This is a genomic window from Amycolatopsis sp. NPDC039088, from assembly GCF_055598845.1.
This window is the reverse complement of the sequence record NZ_JBVKAE010000030.1, coordinates 53,302-72,801: the sequence shown is the minus strand read 5'-3', so window position 1 is coordinate 72,801 and position 19,500 is coordinate 53,302. Positions and strand designations below refer to the sequence as shown.

Genomic DNA, 19,500 nt, shown 5'->3' with positions numbered 1-19,500 from the left:
AGCCGCTCGCTTTCTTGACACCGCGTTCGACGAAGAGGTTTTGCTTCGTCAGGCGCAGGGTCGTCAAGTGCGCGCGTTAGCCGAGTTCGCCGCCGCGGGCGGTTCGCGAAGATCGGTGACCGAGGAGGTGGCATTGTGCTTCTCGGTCTCCCGCAATCAAGCGTTCCTGCTCGTCGAAACCTCCTGCGCCCTGGTAGCGCGGTTGCCGAACACGTTGGCAGCACTGGAGAAAGGCGATATCGACCTGTACAAGGCTTCCAAGGTCACACAGCTGACCAGGGAAGTGTCGGACGAGGTCGCCGCGCAGGTGGACGAATGGTTGGTCAAACGTCTGGCCGATCGTGATCCGATGGCGATCCGCGGTTCGGTGAGTTACGCGGTGCAGAAGTTCGATCCCGACGGCTATCGGGAACGAGCGGCGAAGAAACGCGCCTTACGGCATGTCTCCCTGAAACATGACGACGAGACCATGTCCACGCTGTCCGGCCATCTTCCCGCCGAGGTCGCCAGTTCCATATACGCCTCGTTGGTCCGCACCGCACGAGCACGCCGGGCGAAGGACAAGTCCCGCACCCTGGAGCAGCATCGTGCCGATGTCTTCGCCGAGCGATTGCTCGCCGAGGACGGCCATGGAAAGCCTCGTGCGCACATCCACGTCTACGTGGACTTCCTGACCCTGATCGGTGCGCGCAAGGATCCCGCGTTCCTGGCCGGGTATGGGCCGGTCCCGGACTGGCTGGTGCGGGAGATCGCCTCAGACCCGAACTCGACCTGGTCGCGTCTGATCACCAACCCTGCCACCGGGCAGCTCCTCGAAGCAGGCGCCGACAAGTACCGATCACCGGCCTCGCTGGCGCGGTTGATCAAGGCACGGGACCGGGAATGCACCCACCCCGGCTGTCACCGTCCCGCCGAGTTCTCCGAAATCGACCACATCGTCAACTGGGCTCGCGGCGGGAAGACCGATCACCACAACTGCCACGGCGCCTGCAAGGTCCACAACATGCTCAAAGAGGAACCCGGCTGGTCGATCGACCCCACCGGCAACGGCGGCATGACCATCACCACCCCCTGTGGACACACCTACGAAGCGGCGCCGGAACCGCTCCACGAGCCGCGCCGTCCACCCGAAGACGACAGGCCGGACTGACCCGGCCCTCCACGGCCACAGCGTCCAAAAAGGACTTAGCTACCGCTCGACCCATTCCACCAGGCCGCCGGAGGCCGGCCGGGCCGTATCTCGTCGAGAGATAAATGAAATACCTCACCGTCGTCATGCGCTACGGCCAGCGAGTAGGTCACGTCGCGTGTCCGAACCCGTCGTCGGCAACCGGTTCGGTCGTGGTCGGGTTCCCGTCGTCGTCCCCACTCACCCGTAGGGCGATCTCCCGAGCGCAGACCAACGCCTCAGCCGTCCCTGTGTCCACTTCGAGGTCGTAAACCACACCGCGGTGGACGACCTCGGCCTGCGACTCGGCCATCCCCTCGACCCGATCCCCCCGCGCCAGCTCCCGGCCGGCGGCCACCGCACCGTCGCACCGGACCCCGACCCAGAGCACCTCGAGCCCGTCCAACGCCAGCCGCCACCGGCGCTGCGACTCCGCACCGCCCAGGAACGCGTCATCGATGATGATCCGCGCACCCGCCCGGACCATGGCCGCGACACCGGTCATCCACGCGTCCTCGAGACGCCGGAAACCAGCCCCGACACCCACCCCGCCATCCGCGGCGAAAGAGATCCCGTCGGTCAAAGGAGGCATCGCGTCGATCAGTGTGTCCACCCCGAGCGTGAGCCAAGGATCCGGCAGCACCTTCTGCAGGCACCTGGCGATCCCGGACTTGCCCGAACTGGAACCACCGTTCAGCACGATCACCCAAGTCGTCACCCGGACACCCTAGAGCGATAACCCACTTCCGACCCCCAACCCCCTGGCCCCAGAGGCGCGAATGTACGGTCACGATGAAACGGACACAACGCACGTCCACACCAAAGGCCCCGGGACCGTCCATTCCAGAATCCCGCTGTCAAAGCCGCTGCCCCACACGGACGGCCCAATACTTTCCTCGCACCGGTTACCGACTTCGGTAGGTTACAAAAACCCTTACCGCCCCATAACTTGGTGAAACCGTTTCAAGTCGAAACGAGCTCCCCGAAGCAGGCCGAAGGGCGTATTCATGCGTATGTCCAAGATTGTCGCAGCGGTGGCCGGTGCCGCCGCGGCGTTGACCCTTGCCGCAACCCCCGCCGCGAACGCGGGCCAGGACATCATCGGCGGCGGTACCGTGAGTTCCGCGCCGTGGGGCGCCCAGATCTACTGGGACGACGCCACCGCGTTCGGCGGTTTCAACTGCTCCGGCACCATCATCGCCCCGCAGTGGGTCCTCACCGCGAAGCATTGCCTCAACAAGCCCGGCATGCACGTGAAGGTCGGAAACGTGAACCTGGGCCAGGGCACCGCGGCCGACGTCGACCAGCAGAAGGCCGCCCCGAGCGGCGACATCGCGTTGCTGCATCTCAAGACGGCGGTCAACACGACGTACATGAAGCTCGGCACCGCCAACCCGGCGACCGGCACCACCAACCAGATCTACGGCTGGGGCCGCACGCAGGGCACCAACCCGCCGTCGAGCGTCCTGAAGACGGCCAACGTCCGCATCACCGGAACCAGCAGTGACGCCTACGGCGGTCAGGCCATCGCGAGCGTCGGCGTCAACGGTTCTGCGTGGCACGGCGATTCGGGCGGCCCGCAGCTCTCGGGCGGGGTCCAGGTGGGCGTCTGCTCGACCGGCGAAAACTCCGGTACGAACCCGCAGGGCACCCAGAACTACGCCAGCGTCGCGGCCAGCCGCAGCTGGATCCGCACCACCGCGGGAGTCTGATACAAACGAGTCCGAAACGCGGGAAAGGGCCGTTCAGGAACGAACGGCCCTTTCCTCGCGCATGAAATTCAGGCGCACTTCGACTTCGGGTTGACCATCGATACCGAGCCGACCTTGTCCCCGTTGACGGTGAACTCGTAGACCCAGTCCGGCTTCCCGTCGACAGGAACCTGGAACCGGCCGTTGCCGCCCGCCTTCATCCCCTTGGCGTCATAGGCAGCCTTCAGTTCGTTCAACGACGAACCGGCGCCGATCCCCTCGGCCGTCTTGGCGTCCGAAGGAGCCGCGAGTTCACGCAACCCGTCCTTGCCAAACGACGCACCCCCGGCGGCGACGAACGCCTTGTCCCGCTCCTCCCGCTTGCCCGCGAGATCGGCGGACGCCAGAGCGGCGTCGGCGTACAGCTTGGCGTCCGCGGCGTCCTTCTCCGCGGCCTTGGCGCTGTCCGCCGCGGACGAGCCCGGCTTGGAGTCCGGATTCGCCTGCAGCTCGTCGGCCTTCTTGTTCAGCTCCTTGGCTTTGGCCTCGACGTCGGCCTCCGCCTTCATCCGTGCCGGGTCGGGTGCCGGACCACCGGTATAGGAGAAATCGATACAACCGTCCAAAGTAGACGTCGGCTCCGAGGCGAGCTTTCCGCCCGCCAACGCGGCGTCCTTGGCCATGCCCAGGGTCAGACCGCGGTATCCCGCCGGGCCGAACACCTCGGGCGCCGCCGGCTTGGCTCCGTCGGGAGAACCAGGCGACGACGAGCACGCCACCCCACCGGTCAGCACCGCCACGGCGGTGAGCACGACGCCCGCGCGTCTGCCCGAAATCCGCCGAAAAGTACGTGTCTTGTGCACGCATACCCCCTTCATCGCACCGAAAGCTATCGGACCCCGATGAAAGTCCCGAGTGGATTTCGTGGAGGTACGGTGAAGATCACGCCAGCTGGTGCATCGGCCGTCGGACCCGGAGCGAAAGCATCGAACCGGCCGCCACGGCGACGACGATCCCGGCGCCCGCGACCAGTGTCCAGAAGTCGGGGTGGACGATGGACTGCCCCCGCTGCGCCTGCCAGGTGAGCAGCGTCAGGAGCCCGGCGAACCCCACGGACGCGGTCCTGACCAGGTTCCGCCGCACGAATTCCGATTCGAGCACCGGATGCCTCCTGGCGAGCACGAGAAGTCCGAAAGCGACCAGAGGCAGCACCTGGATCGCGTGGATCCCGACGAAATGCGGGATCCGCATGTCCCCGCCCACGGTGCTCCAGCCGACCACCGGCAGCCCCGGCCCGCCATCGGGTACCCCGACCGCGTGGGCACCGACGATCGACGGCCGCTCCCCTGCCCGGAACTGAGTCTTCTGCTGCTCGTTCGGGCCGAACATCAGCAACGCGATCCCGATGCCCACCACCGACAACGCGGCGCCCGCGCGTAACGCGGAGTTCATCGCCCGGTCGGGAAGACGCTGGAACAGCAGGAGAATCGCGATCGCCGCGGTCGCTCCCCACCCGGTGAAGGCGCCGTTCGCGACCATGTTGTTGATCCACTGGTCGGTCGGCGTCGCCTGGTTGAAGTGCAGTGTCCGGCCGCGGACGATGATCTGCCAGAACAGCAACGCCATGTCCATGCCGAGGCCGACCGCGAACACCGTGCCGAGCCACCAGCCGATCCGGCGACCGCGGGTCAGCTGCCCGATCAGCCAGGCCAGCGTCACCGCGTAGAGGCCCACGGAAATCGTGAACTTGAGCGGTTTGAGCCAGATGGGCGCGTTGACGAGGCTGCGATCGTCGAAAAGGAGACCGCCGAGCGCGATCACCCCGAGTACCGCCATCGCCGCCGCCAAGATCATCAGCGGCCGATGCAGTACTGTCCTGGAACCCTTGTCCACCATGGATTCGAGGGTGCCGTTGAGACCTTCCGTGGACACTGGCGTACTCCCCCGGATCGGGGGTGGGGAAAGCCCTACCGCCGACCTGTGGGTAATAGTGCCGTCACCCCGACCGGCAGTTGTGCCGTTTGACCACACTCCCCTCTTTTCTAGCGTGTCCTTCACAAGAGCAGACAGGGGCGCCCTGGTGCTCACCGGGATTTCCAGCGAGATGAGAGGAGGTGGCCCATCAATGACCGGTACGGGATATCAGGCAGACGCAGCTGCGATGGCGCGCGCCGTCCAGGGGTTCGAGGAAACCGCGTCGAACGCCAAGACCACGATGGCCAGCTTGGAGAGCGAGCTGACCCAGACCCTGCACAACTACAAGGGTGACCAGGCGGTCGCGTTCTGGGATCTGCAGCGCCGTCTGCAGGAGAAGATGACCATCGCCGTGAACGAGCTCAACACGATGTCGCGCCTTGTCCACGAGAGCAACCGGAACTACAACTCGGGTGACGAGCAGGTCCGGGAAAGCCTGACCGGGGTCAGCGGAACCGTCGACCAGACCGTGATCCACCGGCTGAACCCCTGATCCGCGAGAGGACCACCAATCATGGCTGACGTCGTCGAAATCAACTTCGCCGCGCTGCAGCACAGCTCGGCCTCGCTGGCCGCCAAGGCCAAGGCGCTCACCTCACAGCTCGAACAGCTGCACACGAACCTGCAGCCGATCACCCAGACCTGGTACGCCTCCGGCAGCTCCGCCGGTGAGGCGGCCCGCGCGTCCGAAACCCGCCTGCGCCAGGCCACCGCGGACATCGTGGCGATCATCGCGCAGTTCGGTGGCAAGGTCGGCGACGCCCACGATCTCCAGCACAGCCTGGAGAACCGTAACCAGGGTCTGTTCTCCGGTTGATTCCCCATCCGTCGGCCGGCCGGTGCTTTCACCCCCCTCGGCACCGGCCGGCCGGCTTTGCGCGTAGTCGTCCTTCGATGGCATGGCCGATCACGAGAGAGCCGGGATCAATGCAAGACCAGTCGTACTACGTCCATTTGGAATCTCTGAAGGACTTCGTGCGGGAACTGGAGACCCAGATCCACGCGATGTCGAAGCCGAACGACTTCCTGCTGACCCTGAGTGAACAGCCGCTGTTGTTCGGCGAGTTCGGGGAGGCGGGCTCACTCACCAAGGCGCATCAGGCGGCGGTCGCCGAGATGCAGGGCCTGCTGGATCAGGTCAAGGGCGCGATCACCTTCGCGCAGGAGGTCACCACGACCGTCGCCGACGGCTACGCGGCCGCCGACGAGTCGGTGGCCGGCGACATGAACCACGCCGGCCAGCAGACCGGCTTGCTCGATCCGCTGCTCAACGTGCTCGGCGGGGTCCTCGGCGGCACCGGCGGCTCTCAGGGCGGGGGGAACAAGGGATGACCGACACCGCGCACACGAACTTCGCCGCTTACTCCCACCAGCAGCTCTACGCGATGCTGCAGGCGGGCGACCCCAACACGGCGCGCCACGCGGCGCACAAATGGCAGTCGACCGGCTCCGGCCTGTTCGAACAGGCCGATAACCTCACCGGTGAGCTCAAGGAGTTCTCCGGCAGCTGGACCGGCGGCGCCGCCGACAAGTACCACACGATGATCACCGATCTGGTCGGCGGGATCCGCAAGGTCGCGCAGACCGCGCTCGCGATGAACAACCTTCTCGAGGACGCGGCGGACGCGCTGGTGAAGGCCAAGAAGGAGATGCCGCCGCCGGTCGCGGTGCCGGACGTTTCCCCGGCCGACGTCGCGCTCGCGGTCAATCCGCCGCTGCTGCCCCCGGATTCGTCACCGGCGACGATCATCAACGCCGCGCAGCAGCGGCAGCAGGCGATCGCGAACGTCGAAGCCCAGCAGCAAGCCGCGGGGGCGGCCAGCGCGGCGCACAGCAAGGCGATCGTGGTGATGACCCAGCTCGCCGGCGAGTACTCCTCGGCGGAGGAGTCCATTCCGGCCTCGCCGAACGCCGTGTCCGCGCCCCCGGTCACCGGTGGCGGCACCGCTCCTGGCGGCGGTGCGGTCGGCAACGACATCGGCGGGACGCCCGGTGTCGGTGTCGTGCCGGGCGACAACACGCACCCGCTGCCGTCGGACGGCGCGACGCCACCCACCACGGGGCAGCCTGGCCAGCCCGTCAAGTCGAACCCGTTGTTCGGCGACATGTTCACCGCCGGTCTCGCCGCGGCCTCGGCCGCCGCGTTCGGCCGGTTCGGCTCGATCATGCCGCGCGTACCCGGGTGGGCGACCGGCAAGAATCCCAAAGAGGACAAGAAAAACGGCGAGGTCGTCGGAGGCGGCGCCGGTGCCGGTGCGGGCGCGACCGCCGGCGGCGCCGGGGGTGGCATCCCGATCGGCGGTGGCGGTGCGCCTTCGCTGGACGGTGGCGCGATCGGCGCCGGCGGCGGGTTCTCCGGCCCCGGCGAGGCACCGGCCGCGTTCTCCGGGCTGGCCGGCGATGGCGGCTCGGGCAGCGCGCTGAGCGGTCTGGCGGGCGGGGCCGCCGGTGCCGCGGGCGCGGCGGCGGCCAAGGGCGCGATGCCCATGATGCCCATGATGCCGATGGGCATGGGCGCGGGCGGCGACCTCGGCTCCGGACGGCGGATCCCGCCGTGGCTCGTGGAGACCGAGAACGTCTGGGGCCAGTCGGCCCCGGTCGCTCCGGCCGTGCTCGGCGAAGAACCCGAACAGTACTGATTCCCTGAAGCAGGAGAGGCGGCTCGGTGATGGCATCCAGTGCGGGCGGTTACCGGGTCGCCCCCGCCAGGCTCGAAGCGGCGGCGGCCGAACTCGAACAGCGCGCCGGCGTGCTCAAGACCGCGCAGGCCGCGCTGGCGGGTGAGAACGTCCCCGCCGCCGCGTTCGGCAAGGTTTCGGCGTCCAACGCGGCTTCGGCGACGTTCACCAAGACGATCAAGGACGTCGCGGGCAAACTGGACGGGCAGCTCACCAAGGCGACGGTGATCCACCAGGGCCTCACCGCGGCGGCGGGCGGCTATCGGCGCGCCGATGTCCAGGTCGCCGCCTCCTACCGGGCGCTGATGCCGGAGAGCCCCTTGCCCAAGGCCGGGAATCCGGCGGGCGTCGGTGGCGCGGCCGACACCGGGCAGTGGGCGACGGCGATCGCCCAGAACCGCGTCAAGGTCTCCGACGCGCTGACGGCGGAACGCGACCGGCTCGCGAACCTCTTGGCGCACGGCGGCAAAGCCGACGACATCGCGAACGCGCGCACCAGGATCGCGCTGTACGAAGACATCCTCGCCAACGACCGGCAGATCCTGCGGTTCGACCCGGCGGGCAACGGGCGCATCGCCGAACTGGTCGGCAGGATCGAGCCGGGCACCCGCAACGTCGGACTGTTCGTCCCCGGCGTCAACACCTCGTTCGGCAACTTCCAGAGCTACGCCGACCTCGGCAAGAGCCTGGTCGCCGCGGACGCCACCGGCCGGACCGCGATGGTGGTCTGGGCCGACGGCGTCTTCCCCCAGAACGTCATCACCGAAGGACCGGCCGCGCATTACGCCCAGACGATGGCCCCCGAACTCAAGGCGTTCGGTGACGAACTGCGCGGGCAGATCGACGGCCACGCCGGTCCCGGCGTCGTCGTCACCGCCATCGGGCACAGTTACGGCGGCGCCACCGTGGGACTCGCGGAGCAGCTCGGGCTCAGGGCGGACCAGGTGCTGCACGTCGAATCCGCGGGGATGGGCCACGGGATCTGGAGCCCTGCCGACCTTCCGGCGAGCCAGGCCGGGGTCCAGCGGTATTCCATGACGGCTCCCCTCGATCCGATCGTGGTCGCGCAGGGCAACGCGGGACTGATCGAATGGCTCGGCGCCGGGCACGGAGCGGACCCCGACCGCTTCCCCGGCGTCGTCGAACTGGAAACCGGCCGGGACGCGAACGGCGATCTGCAGTGGGGCATGGATTCCCACAGCGGGGTGCTGAAACCCGGTTCGGATTCGTGGAACAACATCTACGGTGTGCTCACCGGCGGACCGGTCACGCACGAGGGCTTCACGGGTGGCTCGCTACGCGAGATGGCCATCGAAGGCGTCGGCCGAGGCCTGTGAGGGGGCGAAGCATGATCACCAGTAACACCGAACTCGACCGGCTGGCCGAGGATCTGGCAGCGGTCATCGACGGTGTCGCGGGCACCTTCGGCACCAGCGCGGAGCGCACCGTGGAAGGCGAACTGGACTGCGATCCGACCCAGCCGGGCCGTCTTTTCTGCCGTCAATACGGCCTTCGCGTGGACGACGCCGCCGACTCGGTCCGCAAACTCGTCGACGTCGTCCTGCCTCTGCTGGAAAGCCAGGGCTGGCGGACGCGCGACCGCAGCAACCCGCGTGAGCTGATCGCCCAGTTCAGTCGCGACGGCGCCGACTTCAACGTGCACGTCTCCCGCGTCGGCGACGGCGTGACCATCGTGGGCTCGACAGCCTGCGTATCCGTCCCCTAGAACCCCGGGGGTCGCGAAAGACCTCGTGAGCGGCAGTGGTGTCCCCCAGTACGCCGCTGCCGCTCACGAGGCGCGGAACCGCGAAGGCCGCCAGCCCCGGCGCTTGCCACGCCGGACCGCCGCCACCACCACGCCGGCCGCGACGGCGGCGGCCACCCCGGCGATGGCGAGTACACCGGAAACCTTGTCCGTGCCTCCGTGAGCCGGGGCGGCCGCGGGGACGACGACGGTCTCCGGACCGACACTCGGCGGACCTCCCGGCCCCGGCGTACCGGCCGGGATGACGGCGGAAACTGCGGCGTAGGCGTCGATCGAACCCCAGCCCCGGCGCGGATCGTGGCCGCCGCTCGGGCCGCGGTGCGCGGTCAGGGTCAGCCGGGCGACGACCTGCTCCGGTGACAACTCCGGGTGATAAGCGCGCACGAGCGCGGCGACGCCCGCGACGTGCGCGGCGGCCAGGCTGGGGTCGCTCACCGGCCACCGGTGCGCCACCGTCCCGCCCGCTCCGGCCGACGTGCTGACCAGCTCGGCGCCGGGAGCGGAAATCCCCAGATAGGAGCCGGATTCCGTCTGCACCGCCTCGCCCGCCTGGTTGGTCGACCCCACCGCGAGCACGCCGGGCGTCGCGGTCGGGTAGGACGTCTGCCCCTGTTGCGTGCCCGCCGCGGGAGACACGATCAGCGCGCCTTTCTCCCTGGCGCGCGACACCGCGCCGGTCAGCGCGGGGCTGTCCGAAGCGGCCGGGACGGCGATCAGGATGATCCCGGCGCCGCGATTCAGCGCGGTTTCGATGGCGGACGCGAGCTGGCCGGGATCGCCACCGCCGTTCACCTGTGTGTAGCGGAGCGGCAGGAGCTTCACCCCGGGCGCGATCCCGGCGAACGTCGTGGACGGATCCGGTTGCGCGCCGACGATCCCGGCGGCGATGGTGCCCCGGCCGTCGCAGTCGCCGGTCTCGGTGCCTTGTCCTCCGACGAGCTGGCCGTCGGCGAACTGGCGGTTGCCGCCGTCCACACCGGTGCCGATCACCGCGACCAGCTGGCCGGTGCCGCGCGAAAGCGGCCAGATCCGCGCGGGATCGATCAGCCGTTGGCCCCACGGAACGGCGGCGGTGTAGGTGCCCGTCGGGTTCGCGCACTGCTCGGCGACCGCCGTCGCCGGGACGGGTGCGCCCAGCAGTGCCACGAAAGCGACGCTTCCCGCGACGGCACTTTTACCGGCAAAGCCCACCATTCCTCCAGAATTCCCTTGTCACACAAGGGAATTCTAGTGCTCCACCTCAGCGGAGGTCCATCCCGAGGTCGAGCGCGGGCGAGGAATGGGTGAGCGCCCCGACCGCGAGGAAGTCCACACCGGACTCCGCGTAGGCCCGCGCGACGTCCAACCGCAATCCACCGGAGGACTCCAGCCGGGTCTTCGGGGAGACCTCGTCGCGCCTGTCGACGGCCTTCGCGCATTCCCCTGGCGTGAAGTTGTCGAGCAGCACCTCGTCGGCGCCGACGGCGAGCGCCTCCTCCAGCTGGGCCAGGTCGTCGACCTCGACCTCGCAGTGCAGTTCTGGCGCGTGCTCACGGGCCGCGGTGAGCGCCGCGGTCACCGAACCGGCGGCGACGACGTGGTTGTCCTTGATCAGTACCGCGTCACCGAGGCCGAGCCGGTGGTTGACCCCGCCGCCCGCGCGGACGGCGTACTTCTCCAGCAACCGCAGCCCGGGCAGGGTCTTGCGGGAATCCCGGATCCGGCAGCCGGTACCGTCCACTTCGGACACCCAGGCCGCGGTCGCGGTGGCGATGCCGGACAGGTGGCACAACAGGTTCAGCGCGGTGCGTTCGGCGGTGAGCAGGCCGCGCACCGGACCGCGCACGACCAGCGCCGGTTCCCCGGCGGTCAGCCGGTCACCGTCGTCGCGGGCGGCCATGATCTCCAGTCCGGAGCCGAGGACCAGGTCGAACACCGCCAGCGCCACCGGGATCCCGGCGACCACGCCCGCCGTCCTCGGCGTGAGTTCGGCCAGCGCGTTGGCGGACTCGGGCACGGTGGCGTTCGTCGTCGCGTCGGGCCCGTAACGCAGGTCCTCGGTCAAGGCCGTCGTGACGACGCGGTGCACATCGGGGACGTCGAGGCCGTGATCGGCCAGCGCCTTGGTCACCCATGGGGAGAATTCGCTCATGCCACACCCTCCAAAGCGATCGGATCGGCCAGCACCGGCTGGCCCGACGGGCTGAGCCGGATGAGCTGACCGCGTTGCCAGACGCTCTCGTCACGTTCGGGGAAATCGGTCCGCACGTGGCAGCCGCGGGACTCCGTCCGCCGCGCCGCCGCCGCGACCAACGCCTCCGCCACCAAAGTGAGCGCCGCGTCCTCGACGATCCTCGGAGTCCACAACGGACTTTCGATCACCGAGAGATCCAGCACCGAACCGACGACCGCGAGACCGTCGGCGTCCCGGCCGATCGCCGCGTACCGGCTCATCGCCCGCTGCAGCGCGTCGCGGTCGGCCACCGCGACCGTCGGCGGCGGCGTGAGCACACCTCGGCGCGGGTCGGCCAGCAGCCCGGCGGCGAGATCGATGGCGACCGCCTCCGCGACCCGCTGCCCGACGACGAGGCCTTCGAGCAAACTGTTGGATGCCAAGCGGTTCGCGCCGTGCAGACCGGTCCTCGCGACCTCGCCCGCCGCGTAGAGGCCACGCACGCTGGAGCGTCCGTCCACAGTGGTCACCACACCACCGCAGGCGAAATGCGCCGCCGGCGTGACCGGGATCGGGTCCTTCGCGGGGTCGAGGCCGATCGCCGCGCACGCCGCGTGCACGGTCGGGAACCGCTTCGCGAAGCCAGTGATCCCTGTAGCGTCAAGGAAAACGTGGTCGTCGATGCCGCCGGGCGCCTGCGTCATCCGGCGGGTGATGGCCGCCGACACGACGTCCCGCGGCGCGAGATCGCCGAGCGGATGCACGCCTCGCATGACCGAAGCGCCCGTCGCGTCGTGCAGAGTGGCGCCCTCGCCGCGCACCGCCTCGGTGACCAGCGGCAGGCGGCCTCGTGCGCCGGGAGTGAACAGGACCGTCGGGTGGAACTGGACGAACTCGACGTCCGCGAGCTGCGCTCCCGCGCGCAACGCGAGCGCGAGCCCGTCCCCCGTGGCGATCTCCGGATTCGATGTCGCCTGGTAGAGCTGCCCCAGTCCGCCGCTGGCCAGCAGCACCGCCGGTGCCCGGACGACACCGGGAACACCGTTGCGGTCCATGACGGTCACGCCCACCACCTCCCCGGCGGGGGTGCGGATCGCGTCGACGGCGATGTGGTGCTCCAGCACCGGGATCCGCCGATCACCGGCCTTCGCGACCAGGGTCCGTTCGACCTCCGCGCCGGTCGCGTCGCCTCCGGCGTGGATGACGCGGAACGCGCTGTGCCCGCCTTCCCGCGTGCGCGCGAGTTCGTCACGGCCCTCGACGGCCGGGTCGAAACGCGCGCCATCGGCCCGCAGCCTGGCCACCGCGGCCGGGCCACCGGCGATGATCGAACGGACGGCGTCCTCGTCGCAGAGCCCGGCACCCGCGGTGAGCGTGTCCGCGGCGTGCTTGCCCACCGAATCGCCCTGCTCGTGCTCACCCTCCAGCACGACGGCGATCCCGCCTTGCGCCCAGCGGGTGTTCCCGTCGGAAACCGCGGCCTTGGTGACCACCAGGACATGCAGTCCGAGTTCCCGCGCGCGCAGCGCGGCGGTGAGCCCGGCGACCCCGCTGCCGATCACCACGAGATCGGCGGCGGCCTCCCACACCGGATCAGTTTTCGCCTGAAGGGCGGTAACCGGGTCGGTCATTCTCCGCCGCCAGGCTGGCCGATCTCGATCATGCGCCGTACCGAAGCGCGGGCGCGGGCGGCGGTCTCGATGTCGACATGGACCTCGTCGGCACCCTCGCGCAGCGACCGCAGCAGGGCGGCGGGCGTGATCATCTTCATGTACCGGCAGGACGCCCGGTCGTTCACCGCGCGGAAGTCGATCTCCGGCGCGGCCTTGCGCAGCTGGTGGATCATCCCGATCTCGGTGGCCACGAGGACCGACTTCGCCTTGGTGTCGCGAGCGGCGTGGACCATGTCGCCGGTGGAGAGGATCTTGACCCGCTCCGGGGCGACAGCGCCCTCTCCCGCCAGGTACAGCGCCGAGGTCGCGCAGCCGCATTCCGGGTGGATGAACAGGTCGGCGTCGGGGTTTTCCGCGGCCCGCTCGGCCAGCTCGGCCCCGTTGATGCCGGCGTGCACGTGGCACTCCCCGGCCCAGATGTGCATGTTCTCGCGGCCGGTCACCCGCTTGACGTGCGCGCCGAGGAACTGGTCCGGCAGGAACAGAACCTCCTGGTCAGCGGGGATCGAGGCGACCACGTCGACGGCGTTCGACGACGTGCAGCAGATGTCGGTCTCCGCCTTGACCTCGGCCGTGGTGTTCACGTACGAGACGACGACGGCACCGGGGTGCTCGGCCTTCCAGGCGCGCAGCTGCTCGCCGGTGATCGAGTCCGCGAGCGAGCAGCCTGCCCGCGCGTCCGGGATCAGGACCGTCTTCTCGGGCGCCAGGATCTTCGCCGTCTCGGCCATGAAGTGCACGCCGCAGAAGACGATGGTGGACGCGTCGCTGCTCGCCGCGATGCGGCTGAGCGCGAGGGAATCGCCGGTGAAATCGGCGATGTCCTGGATCTCGGGGACCTGGTAGTTGTGCGCGAGCAGGACGGCGTCGCGTTTGCGAGCGAGGCTCCGCACCTCCTCCGCCCATGCGGCGTCGGCGACGACGCCACCGTACGGGGTCAGGTCGTTCTGCAGCGTGCTCGTCATGGTTCTGGCCCTCCGGACCGATTTGTCCACTCCCGGTTTTCGCCTTACAATCGAAAACCGTGCGAAGTCATCTTAACACCCAGACCCCCCTCGCCCACGAGGTTTTGGGAGCGGTCCTGCAAGTGCGCTCGGACACACTCCGGGTCCTGCTGTGGCGGCGCGCGCTCGATCCGCATCTGGGCCGCTGGTCCCTTCCCGGCGGGAGGCTGCGGCCGGATGAGGACGTCGAGGCGTCCATCCGGCGGCAGCTCGCCGAGAAGGTCGACGTACGGCAGTTGAAGCATGTGGAGCAGCTGGCGGTGTTCAGCGCGCCGGACCGGGTGCCGGGTCCGCGCGTCGTGGCGACGGCGTTCCTCGGTCTCGTACCGTCCGATGTGGACCCCGAAATCCCGGAAGACACCGAATGGCACGACGTCTCCGAGTTACCGCGAACGGCGTTCGACCACGAGTCCATCGTGCTGCGCGCACGGGACCGGCTCCGTTCGAAGCTCTGCTACACGAACCTCGGGTTCGCGCTCGCCCCGGAAGAGTTCACCGTATCGGCGTTACGGGGGCTGTACTCGGCTGCGCTGGGTTACCGGGTGTCCGCGACGAATCTGCAGCGCGTCCTGTCCCGGCGCGGGCTGCTCGTCCCCACCGGGCACACCGCGCCACCGGGCCGCAGCGGTGGTCGTCCGGCGGCACTGTTCTCCTTCGCGGGCAAGGGGATGCAGATCACCGACCCGTTCGCGGTGTTCCGCCCGCCTGCCCGAAAGTGACCGTCCTGCGAAGTCCTCTCGGTCCCCGTACCTTGAACGGGTGACCGAGCCGAGCGAGGAGTCCACCGGGAAGGCGATCTTGCCGCTGTTCCCGCTACAGACCGTGCTTCTGCCTGGAACACACCTTCCACTGCACATCTTCGAACCGCGGTACCGGCAGCTGATGACGGATCTCGTCGGCGACGTCATCCCCGACCGCGAATTCGGTGTCATCGCCCTGCGCACGACGATGAACAGGGAAGTCAGCGGAACCGAGCACGTCCACGAGGTCGGCTGCAGCACGGTGTTACGCGAGGCGAAACGGCTGCCGGACGGCAGATTCGACGTCGTCACCACCGCGCGGCGGCGGTTCCGGCTGCTGGAGATCGACCGCGTTTCCGCGCCGTACCTGATCGGCTCGGTCGAATGGGTGCCCGACGACCGGGTCTCCACGGTGCACGGCGACACCGCGACCAGGCTCGCCGACGTCGCCAAGGCCGCGCACCGGCGCTACTGCGAATCCGCCTGGCACGCCGACGACTGGACCACCCCGCCCGACGACGGCGACCTCGCCGCGCTCGCCTACCGGCTCACCGCGGATTGCCTGCTCCCGCTGGAGGACCGGCAGCGCCTGCTGGAGGAGACCAATCCGCTGCGGCGGCTGCGGATCGCGTGCCGCCTGCTGACGCGCGAGGCCGGGTTCCTGAACACCCTCGGCGCGGTGCCGATGCCGCCGGGGGAACTCGGCGAGTTCACGCGCCCTTCGAACCTGAACTGAGGCCCCTCAAGCGCTATGAAAGGTCCTTTCATAGCACGCGCGAGCCCCTACTTCTCGGTCTTCGAAGCCCCTTCAGAGCCCTCTTCAGATCCGTTGCCGCCGCCGAACTTGCTCCACACCTTGCCCGCCGCTCCGGACACCGCCTCGCCGACGTCGCTGAACACCTTCGTCAGCGGATCGGCCGAGCTGTTCCAGGAGTCCTTGTACGACTTCGCGGCCGACTTCAGGTCGTCAGTCCAGTTGGAGGACGGCGCGTCCTCGTCGCGGCGCGGGTATTCGCCGGCCAGGATCGCCCGGTACTCCTCCGAAGCGGCCCACTTCTGCAGCTGCGCGGCGCGCACGACGGCCAGCGGATGCGACATCGTCTCGACGTAGCGCAGTTTCAGGTAGCTGTCGCGGATGTCGTCGACCGACTCGTACTCCGCCGCCTGCTGCAGGAACGCCGGGATGTCGATCTTCGCCGGGTCGATGCCGCCCGCGACCAGGATCTGCGACCGCAGCGCCGCGGTGGGGTCCTGCGAGCACAGCAGCCCGGCGCGGTCGCAGGACAGTTCGGCCTTGCGGTACCACTCGCGCAGCGCGGCGATGACGACGCGGATGCCGATCGCGCTCACCGGCGTCCACGACATCGACATCTGCAGGCCGATCAGCCGGATCATGATCGTGCGGTACACCGCGTGCCCGGACAGCACGTGCCCCATCTCGTGCCCGATCACGAACCGCAGCGACGCGAGGTCCATCGCTTCGACGGCCGCGGTGTTGAGCACGATGAACGGCTCGTCCATCCCGATCGTCTGCGCGTTGACCTCGGGACTGCGGGCGACGAACAGGTTCGGCACCCGGTCGAGGTCCAGTGTCTCGGCGCATTCGTTGCGCAGCCTGTCCAGTTCCGGATATTGCGTCGGGCCGACCCGGATCGCGGACGCCAGCGCCATGAGCCGCTCGCCGCGTTCGCTGTAGAAACCCGAAATCGCCTTCACGACCTGCGCGAATCCGGGTACCGCGCGCAGGGTGGCCAGTGCCCCGCGGTCGACGGGGTGTTCGTAGGCCCGCGGGCTGATGCCGGGGAAGCGGACGGCGTTGTGCCGGGAAACCTCGATGTCGTCAGTCAAGAAAAGCCCCCTAGAGAAGTCCCGGCCCACCCTAGAGGAAAAACGTCAGCCGAGGCGACGACCCAGGTCTTCCCGGCCGTTCCACGCGGTCAGCAGTGTGTAGGCCAGTGTGGTCATCAACGGGGCGGCGAGCATGATCCAGGGCGATTCGATCTGCGGCGCCTTCATGATGACGTCGCCGACGGCGGGTGCCGCTCCGATCTCGTAGCGGCCGTTGGCGAACGAGACGCCCATCGTCGTGCCGAGCCAGCCCGCGAGGGTCGCGCCCCCGGTCGCGGCGATCAGCACGACCGGGCCGCGGCGCTCCCGCAGGAGCCAGGTCACGACGCCGATCAGCAGCCCGGCGCCGAGCGCGAGGAAACCGTAGATGGCGAGGTCGTCGAAGCGGTGCCAGCTCTCCAGTTCCAGTGACGCGAGGCCGCCTTCGGCGTTGATCACCCGCATGCGCTGCGGCGGCGCGAGCCGTGCCCACAGCCACGCCAGCGGGAAGCCGAGCAGTCCGGCCGTGGACAGCACGCTGATCGCGGGCAGCAGATCGGCCTTGACGACGACCTTGGGGTACGGACGGCGCGGCCTCGGCAGCATGGGGACCGACCAGGGGTCGGGCACGCTGGAAGACAGGTGTGCCGGTTTGCCCGACGTCTCGCCCAACCCGGACCCCTCCCTCACGCTGCTTGTGCAGAGCGTAACCAATGACGGCCCCAGCGCACGCAACCCGGCACCGAGTCGCGCCCATCTCCCGCGAAGTCAGCCCGCGAGCTCGCCGTGACGGCTGCACCGCGCGGTCCAGCCGACCGGCGTGATCTGGACGACCATCCGCCGCGCGCAGAAGGTGCAGTAGCGCGGCGGTTCGAGTGCCGTTCTCGGGTTGTGGCAAGCGGGATGTTCGGCGCCGCCCTCGGACGGTTGTCCACAATGGACGCAGAACGCCGGTTGGTCAGAGGACGTCACTGATCGCCTTCACCGGCATCTTCAGCTCTTCGAGCATCTCCAGATCCGCGGTGGCCGGGCGGCCGAGGTTGGTCAGGTAGTTGCCGACGATGATCGCGTTGATCCCGCCGAGCATGCCCTGTTTGGTGCCCAGATCGCCGAAGGTCAGCTCACGGCCGCCGGAGAACCGGAGCAGCGGCCGCGGCATCGCCAGCCGGAACGCGGCCACGGTGCGCAGCGCGTCCTTGCCCTCGACGACCTCGTATCCCTCGTACGGCGTGCCCGGCTGCGGGATGAGGAAGTTCATCGTGCACTCGTCGGGGTTCAGCTCGGCCAGCTGCGCGGCGAACTCGGCGCGCTGCTCGATGCTCTCCCCCATGCCGATGATGCCGCCGCAGCAGACCTCCATGCCCGCCTCGCGGATCATGCGCAGGGTCTCCCAGCGCTCTTCCCACGTGTGCGTGGTGACGACGTTCGCGAAATGCGAGCGCGCGGTCTCCAGGTTGTGGTTGTAGCGGTGCACGCCCATCTCGACGAGTTCGTCGACCTGCTCCTGGGTGAGCATGCCGAGCGAGCAGGCGATCTGGATGTCGTTGCCGTCCTCGCGGATCGCCTTGATCCCTTCGCGGACCTGCGAGAGCAGCCGCTTGTCGGGGCCGCGGACGGCGGCGACGATGCAGAATTCGGTCGCGCCGGTCTCGGCGGTCTGGCGGGCGGCCTTGACCAGGCCGGGGATGTCCAGCCACGCCGACCGCACCGGCGTCGGGAACCGGCCGGACTGCGAGCAGAAGTGGCAGTCTTCGGGGCAGCCGCCGGTCTTGAGGCTGATGATGCCCTCGACCTCGACCTCGGGGCCGCACCAGCGCATCCGGACCTCGTGGGCCAGCGCCAGCAGATCGGTGAGGTGGTCGTCGTCGAGCCGCAGCACTTCGAGGATCTGCTCCTCGTTGAGCCCGACGCCACGCTCGAGGACCTGGTCACGCGCCACGGCGAGGATGTCGACGGTCTCCGGGGCTGTGGTCACGAGGCGGCTCCTGTTCGGGGTGGGGCGGCAAAGCAAAGGCACATCATCGTGCACGACCGGACGCCTCGCACACAGCGACGCAGGTCACTTCTGGGCCGACGCGCGGCCGACGAAGCGTTCGGGGTCGAATTCCCCGCCGAACCACGGCGAGAGACCCGCCCTGGCCAGCGCGGTGAACTCCGCGGGCTCGGCCGTGCCCATCCCTGCGGGCAGTACGCCCAGCAGCGGGGCACCGGCGGCGACCGGCAGGTCCTCGAGATTCGACACCGCCGCCAGATCGGGCTCGTCGGGCCAGGCGCCGACGATCACCCCGGCCACGGTGAGCCCGCGTTTGGTCGCGACCTCGGCGGTCAGCGCGGTCGCGTTGAGCGTGCCCAGCCCGGCCTCGGCCACGATGATGACCAGCGCGCCGAGCGACCAGGCGACGTCGGCCAGCGAGGCGCCGTCGGCGTCGAACCGGACCAGCAGACCGCCCGCGCCTTCGATGAGGGTGAGGTCGTGGTCGCCGTCGAGCTCACTCGCGGCGGCGGCTATCTCGCTCGGGGTAAGAGTCGGCAGCCCGGACAGCCGCGCGGCCGCTTCCGGCGACAGCGGGTCCGGGTATCGCCGCAGCTCGCGGGTGGTGACCGGGCCGGCGAGGCGCAGGACGTCGGCGAGGTCGCCCGGTTCGTCCGGGCCCACCCCGGTCTGCGCCGGTTTCAGTACAGCGACACGCCGGCCCTGACCGGCGGCCAGTGCGGCGATGGCGGCGGTGGAGATCGTCTTGCCGACACCGGTACCGGTGCCGGTCATGACCAGCATGCTCACGTACCGAGAACTTAGTGGGTCGGGATGGAGGGAGGCTGAAGGGGAC

22 protein-coding genes are annotated in these 19,500 nt (G+C 69.2%); 10 read left to right on the top strand and 12 right to left on the bottom strand.

Translation table 11 applies throughout. From position 1 onward, the window contains the following. Positions 1 to 67 precede the first annotated feature (67 nt). A complete protein-coding gene (locus ACZ7KI_RS32030; protein WP_470276764.1) occupies positions 68 to 1,150 on the top strand; it encodes an HNH endonuclease signature motif containing protein in 1,083 nt (360 codons plus the stop codon). Between the two features lie 148 nt (positions 1,151 to 1,298). Here ACZ7KI_RS32030 and cpt read toward each other — a convergent pair whose 3' ends face one another. Beyond that, complete coding sequence (gene cpt, locus ACZ7KI_RS32025; RefSeq protein WP_470276763.1) at positions 1,299 to 1,886, bottom strand: chloramphenicol phosphotransferase CPT; 588 nt, start codon at positions 1,884 to 1,886, stop codon at positions 1,299 to 1,301. Between the two features lie 295 nt (positions 1,887 to 2,181). On the opposite strand from cpt, the gene ACZ7KI_RS32020 reads away from it, so the two are divergent. Next, complete coding sequence (locus ACZ7KI_RS32020; protein ID WP_470276800.1) at positions 2,182 to 2,880, top strand: S1 family peptidase; 699 nt, start codon at positions 2,182 to 2,184, stop codon at positions 2,878 to 2,880. Positions 2,881 to 2,948: 68 nt separating this feature from the next. Here ACZ7KI_RS32020 and ACZ7KI_RS32015 read toward each other — a convergent pair whose 3' ends face one another. Together ACZ7KI_RS32015 and ACZ7KI_RS32010 are read right to left on the bottom strand one after the other, a co-directional pair. Continuing rightward, entirely contained in the window at positions 2,949 to 3,722 is a 774-nt protein-coding gene (locus ACZ7KI_RS32015; RefSeq protein ID WP_470276762.1) for a hypothetical protein, read from the bottom strand. Between the two features lie 79 nt (positions 3,723 to 3,801). Beyond that, positions 3,802 to 4,755, bottom strand: coding sequence for a hypothetical protein (locus tag ACZ7KI_RS32010; protein ID WP_470276799.1), 954 nt, complete (start codon positions 4,753 to 4,755; stop codon positions 3,802 to 3,804). Positions 4,756 to 4,984: 229 nt separating this feature from the next. Here ACZ7KI_RS32010 and ACZ7KI_RS32005 point away from each other — a divergent pair, with 229 nt between their 5' ends. The 6 genes from ACZ7KI_RS32005 (at position 4,985) to ACZ7KI_RS31980 (ending at position 9,237) form a co-directional block, all read left to right on the top strand. Then, positions 4,985 to 5,326, top strand: a complete 342-nt coding sequence (locus ACZ7KI_RS32005; protein WP_073848466.1) for a WXG100 family type VII secretion target — start codon at positions 4,985 to 4,987, stop codon at positions 5,324 to 5,326. Positions 5,327 to 5,347: 21 nt separating this feature from the next. Then, complete coding sequence (locus tag ACZ7KI_RS32000) at positions 5,348 to 5,650, top strand: hypothetical protein (protein ID WP_470276761.1); 303 nt, start codon at positions 5,348 to 5,350, stop codon at positions 5,648 to 5,650. Between the two features lie 110 nt (positions 5,651 to 5,760). After that, a complete protein-coding gene (locus ACZ7KI_RS31995) occupies positions 5,761 to 6,165 on the top strand; it encodes a hypothetical protein (RefSeq protein ID WP_465462828.1) in 405 nt (134 codons plus the stop codon). After that, positions 6,162 to 7,472: a WXG100 family type VII secretion target gene (locus ACZ7KI_RS31990; RefSeq protein ID WP_470276760.1), complete on the top strand. Its 1,311-nt coding sequence runs from the start codon at positions 6,162 to 6,164 to the stop codon at positions 7,470 to 7,472. Before ACZ7KI_RS31995 ends, ACZ7KI_RS31990 begins: the two co-directional genes overlap by 4 nt. Before the next feature lie 29 nt (positions 7,473 to 7,501). Continuing rightward, positions 7,502 to 8,848, top strand: coding sequence for an alpha/beta hydrolase (locus tag ACZ7KI_RS31985; protein ID WP_470276798.1), 1,347 nt, complete (start codon positions 7,502 to 7,504; stop codon positions 8,846 to 8,848). A gap of 11 nt (positions 8,849 to 8,859) precedes the next feature. Further along, positions 8,860 to 9,237, top strand: a complete 378-nt coding sequence (locus ACZ7KI_RS31980) for a hypothetical protein (RefSeq protein WP_470276759.1) — start codon at positions 8,860 to 8,862, stop codon at positions 9,235 to 9,237. Between the two features lie 63 nt (positions 9,238 to 9,300). Here the strand turns inward: ACZ7KI_RS31980 and ACZ7KI_RS31975 are convergent, their stop codons facing one another. The 4 genes from ACZ7KI_RS31975 to nadA are packed head-to-tail and all read right to left on the bottom strand — an operon-like array spanning position 9,301 to position 14,066. Next, positions 9,301 to 10,470, bottom strand: a complete 1,170-nt coding sequence (locus ACZ7KI_RS31975; RefSeq protein ID WP_470276758.1) for a S8 family serine peptidase — start codon at positions 10,468 to 10,470, stop codon at positions 9,301 to 9,303. A 46-nt stretch (positions 10,471 to 10,516) separates the two neighbouring features. Further along, complete coding sequence (gene nadC, locus ACZ7KI_RS31970; RefSeq protein ID WP_470276757.1) at positions 10,517 to 11,407, bottom strand: carboxylating nicotinate-nucleotide diphosphorylase; 891 nt, start codon at positions 11,405 to 11,407, stop codon at positions 10,517 to 10,519. Further along, the gene (locus ACZ7KI_RS31965) at positions 11,404 to 13,059 is read right to left on the bottom strand and encodes an L-aspartate oxidase (protein WP_470276756.1); all 1,656 of its coding nucleotides are present in this window, start codon (positions 13,057 to 13,059) and stop codon (positions 11,404 to 11,406) included. Before ACZ7KI_RS31965 ends, nadC begins: the two co-directional genes overlap by 4 nt. Next, positions 13,056 to 14,066, bottom strand: a complete 1,011-nt coding sequence (gene nadA / locus ACZ7KI_RS31960) for a quinolinate synthase NadA (protein WP_470276755.1) — start codon at positions 14,064 to 14,066, stop codon at positions 13,056 to 13,058. The genes ACZ7KI_RS31965 and nadA overlap by 4 nt, the downstream gene beginning before the upstream one ends. 122 nt (positions 14,067 to 14,188) lie before the next feature. Here nadA and ACZ7KI_RS31955 point away from each other — a divergent pair, with 122 nt between their 5' ends. Further along, positions 14,189 to 14,824, top strand: a complete 636-nt coding sequence (locus ACZ7KI_RS31955; RefSeq protein ID WP_465505492.1) for an NUDIX hydrolase — start codon at positions 14,189 to 14,191, stop codon at positions 14,822 to 14,824. Between the two features lie 40 nt (positions 14,825 to 14,864). After that, positions 14,865 to 15,581 (top strand): LON peptidase substrate-binding domain-containing protein, encoded by a 717-nt coding sequence (locus ACZ7KI_RS31950; protein ID WP_470276754.1) that lies wholly within the window; start codon positions 14,865 to 14,867, stop codon positions 15,579 to 15,581. Between the two features lie 47 nt (positions 15,582 to 15,628). Here the strand turns inward: ACZ7KI_RS31950 and ACZ7KI_RS31945 are convergent, their stop codons facing one another. From ACZ7KI_RS31945 to bioD, 5 genes are all read right to left on the bottom strand, one after another. Next, positions 15,629 to 16,693 (bottom strand): M48 family metallopeptidase, encoded by a 1,065-nt coding sequence (locus tag ACZ7KI_RS31945; RefSeq protein WP_470276753.1) that lies wholly within the window; start codon positions 16,691 to 16,693, stop codon positions 15,629 to 15,631. Positions 16,694 to 16,738: 45 nt separating this feature from the next. Further along, positions 16,739 to 17,344: a DUF2567 domain-containing protein gene (locus ACZ7KI_RS31940; RefSeq protein ID WP_470276752.1), complete on the bottom strand. Its 606-nt coding sequence runs from the start codon at positions 17,342 to 17,344 to the stop codon at positions 16,739 to 16,741. Between the two features lie 96 nt (positions 17,345 to 17,440). Further along, a complete protein-coding gene (gene bsaP / locus ACZ7KI_RS31935) occupies positions 17,441 to 17,644 on the bottom strand; it encodes a biotin synthase auxiliary protein BsaP (RefSeq protein WP_470276751.1) in 204 nt (67 codons plus the stop codon). Then, positions 17,631 to 18,647: a biotin synthase BioB gene (gene bioB, locus ACZ7KI_RS31930; RefSeq protein WP_470276750.1), complete on the bottom strand. Its 1,017-nt coding sequence runs from the start codon at positions 18,645 to 18,647 to the stop codon at positions 17,631 to 17,633. Before bioB ends, bsaP begins: the two co-directional genes overlap by 14 nt. A gap of 84 nt (positions 18,648 to 18,731) precedes the next feature. Then, complete coding sequence (bioD, locus tag ACZ7KI_RS31925; RefSeq protein ID WP_470276749.1) at positions 18,732 to 19,454, bottom strand: dethiobiotin synthase; 723 nt, start codon at positions 19,452 to 19,454, stop codon at positions 18,732 to 18,734. Positions 19,455 to 19,500 lie beyond the last annotated feature (46 nt).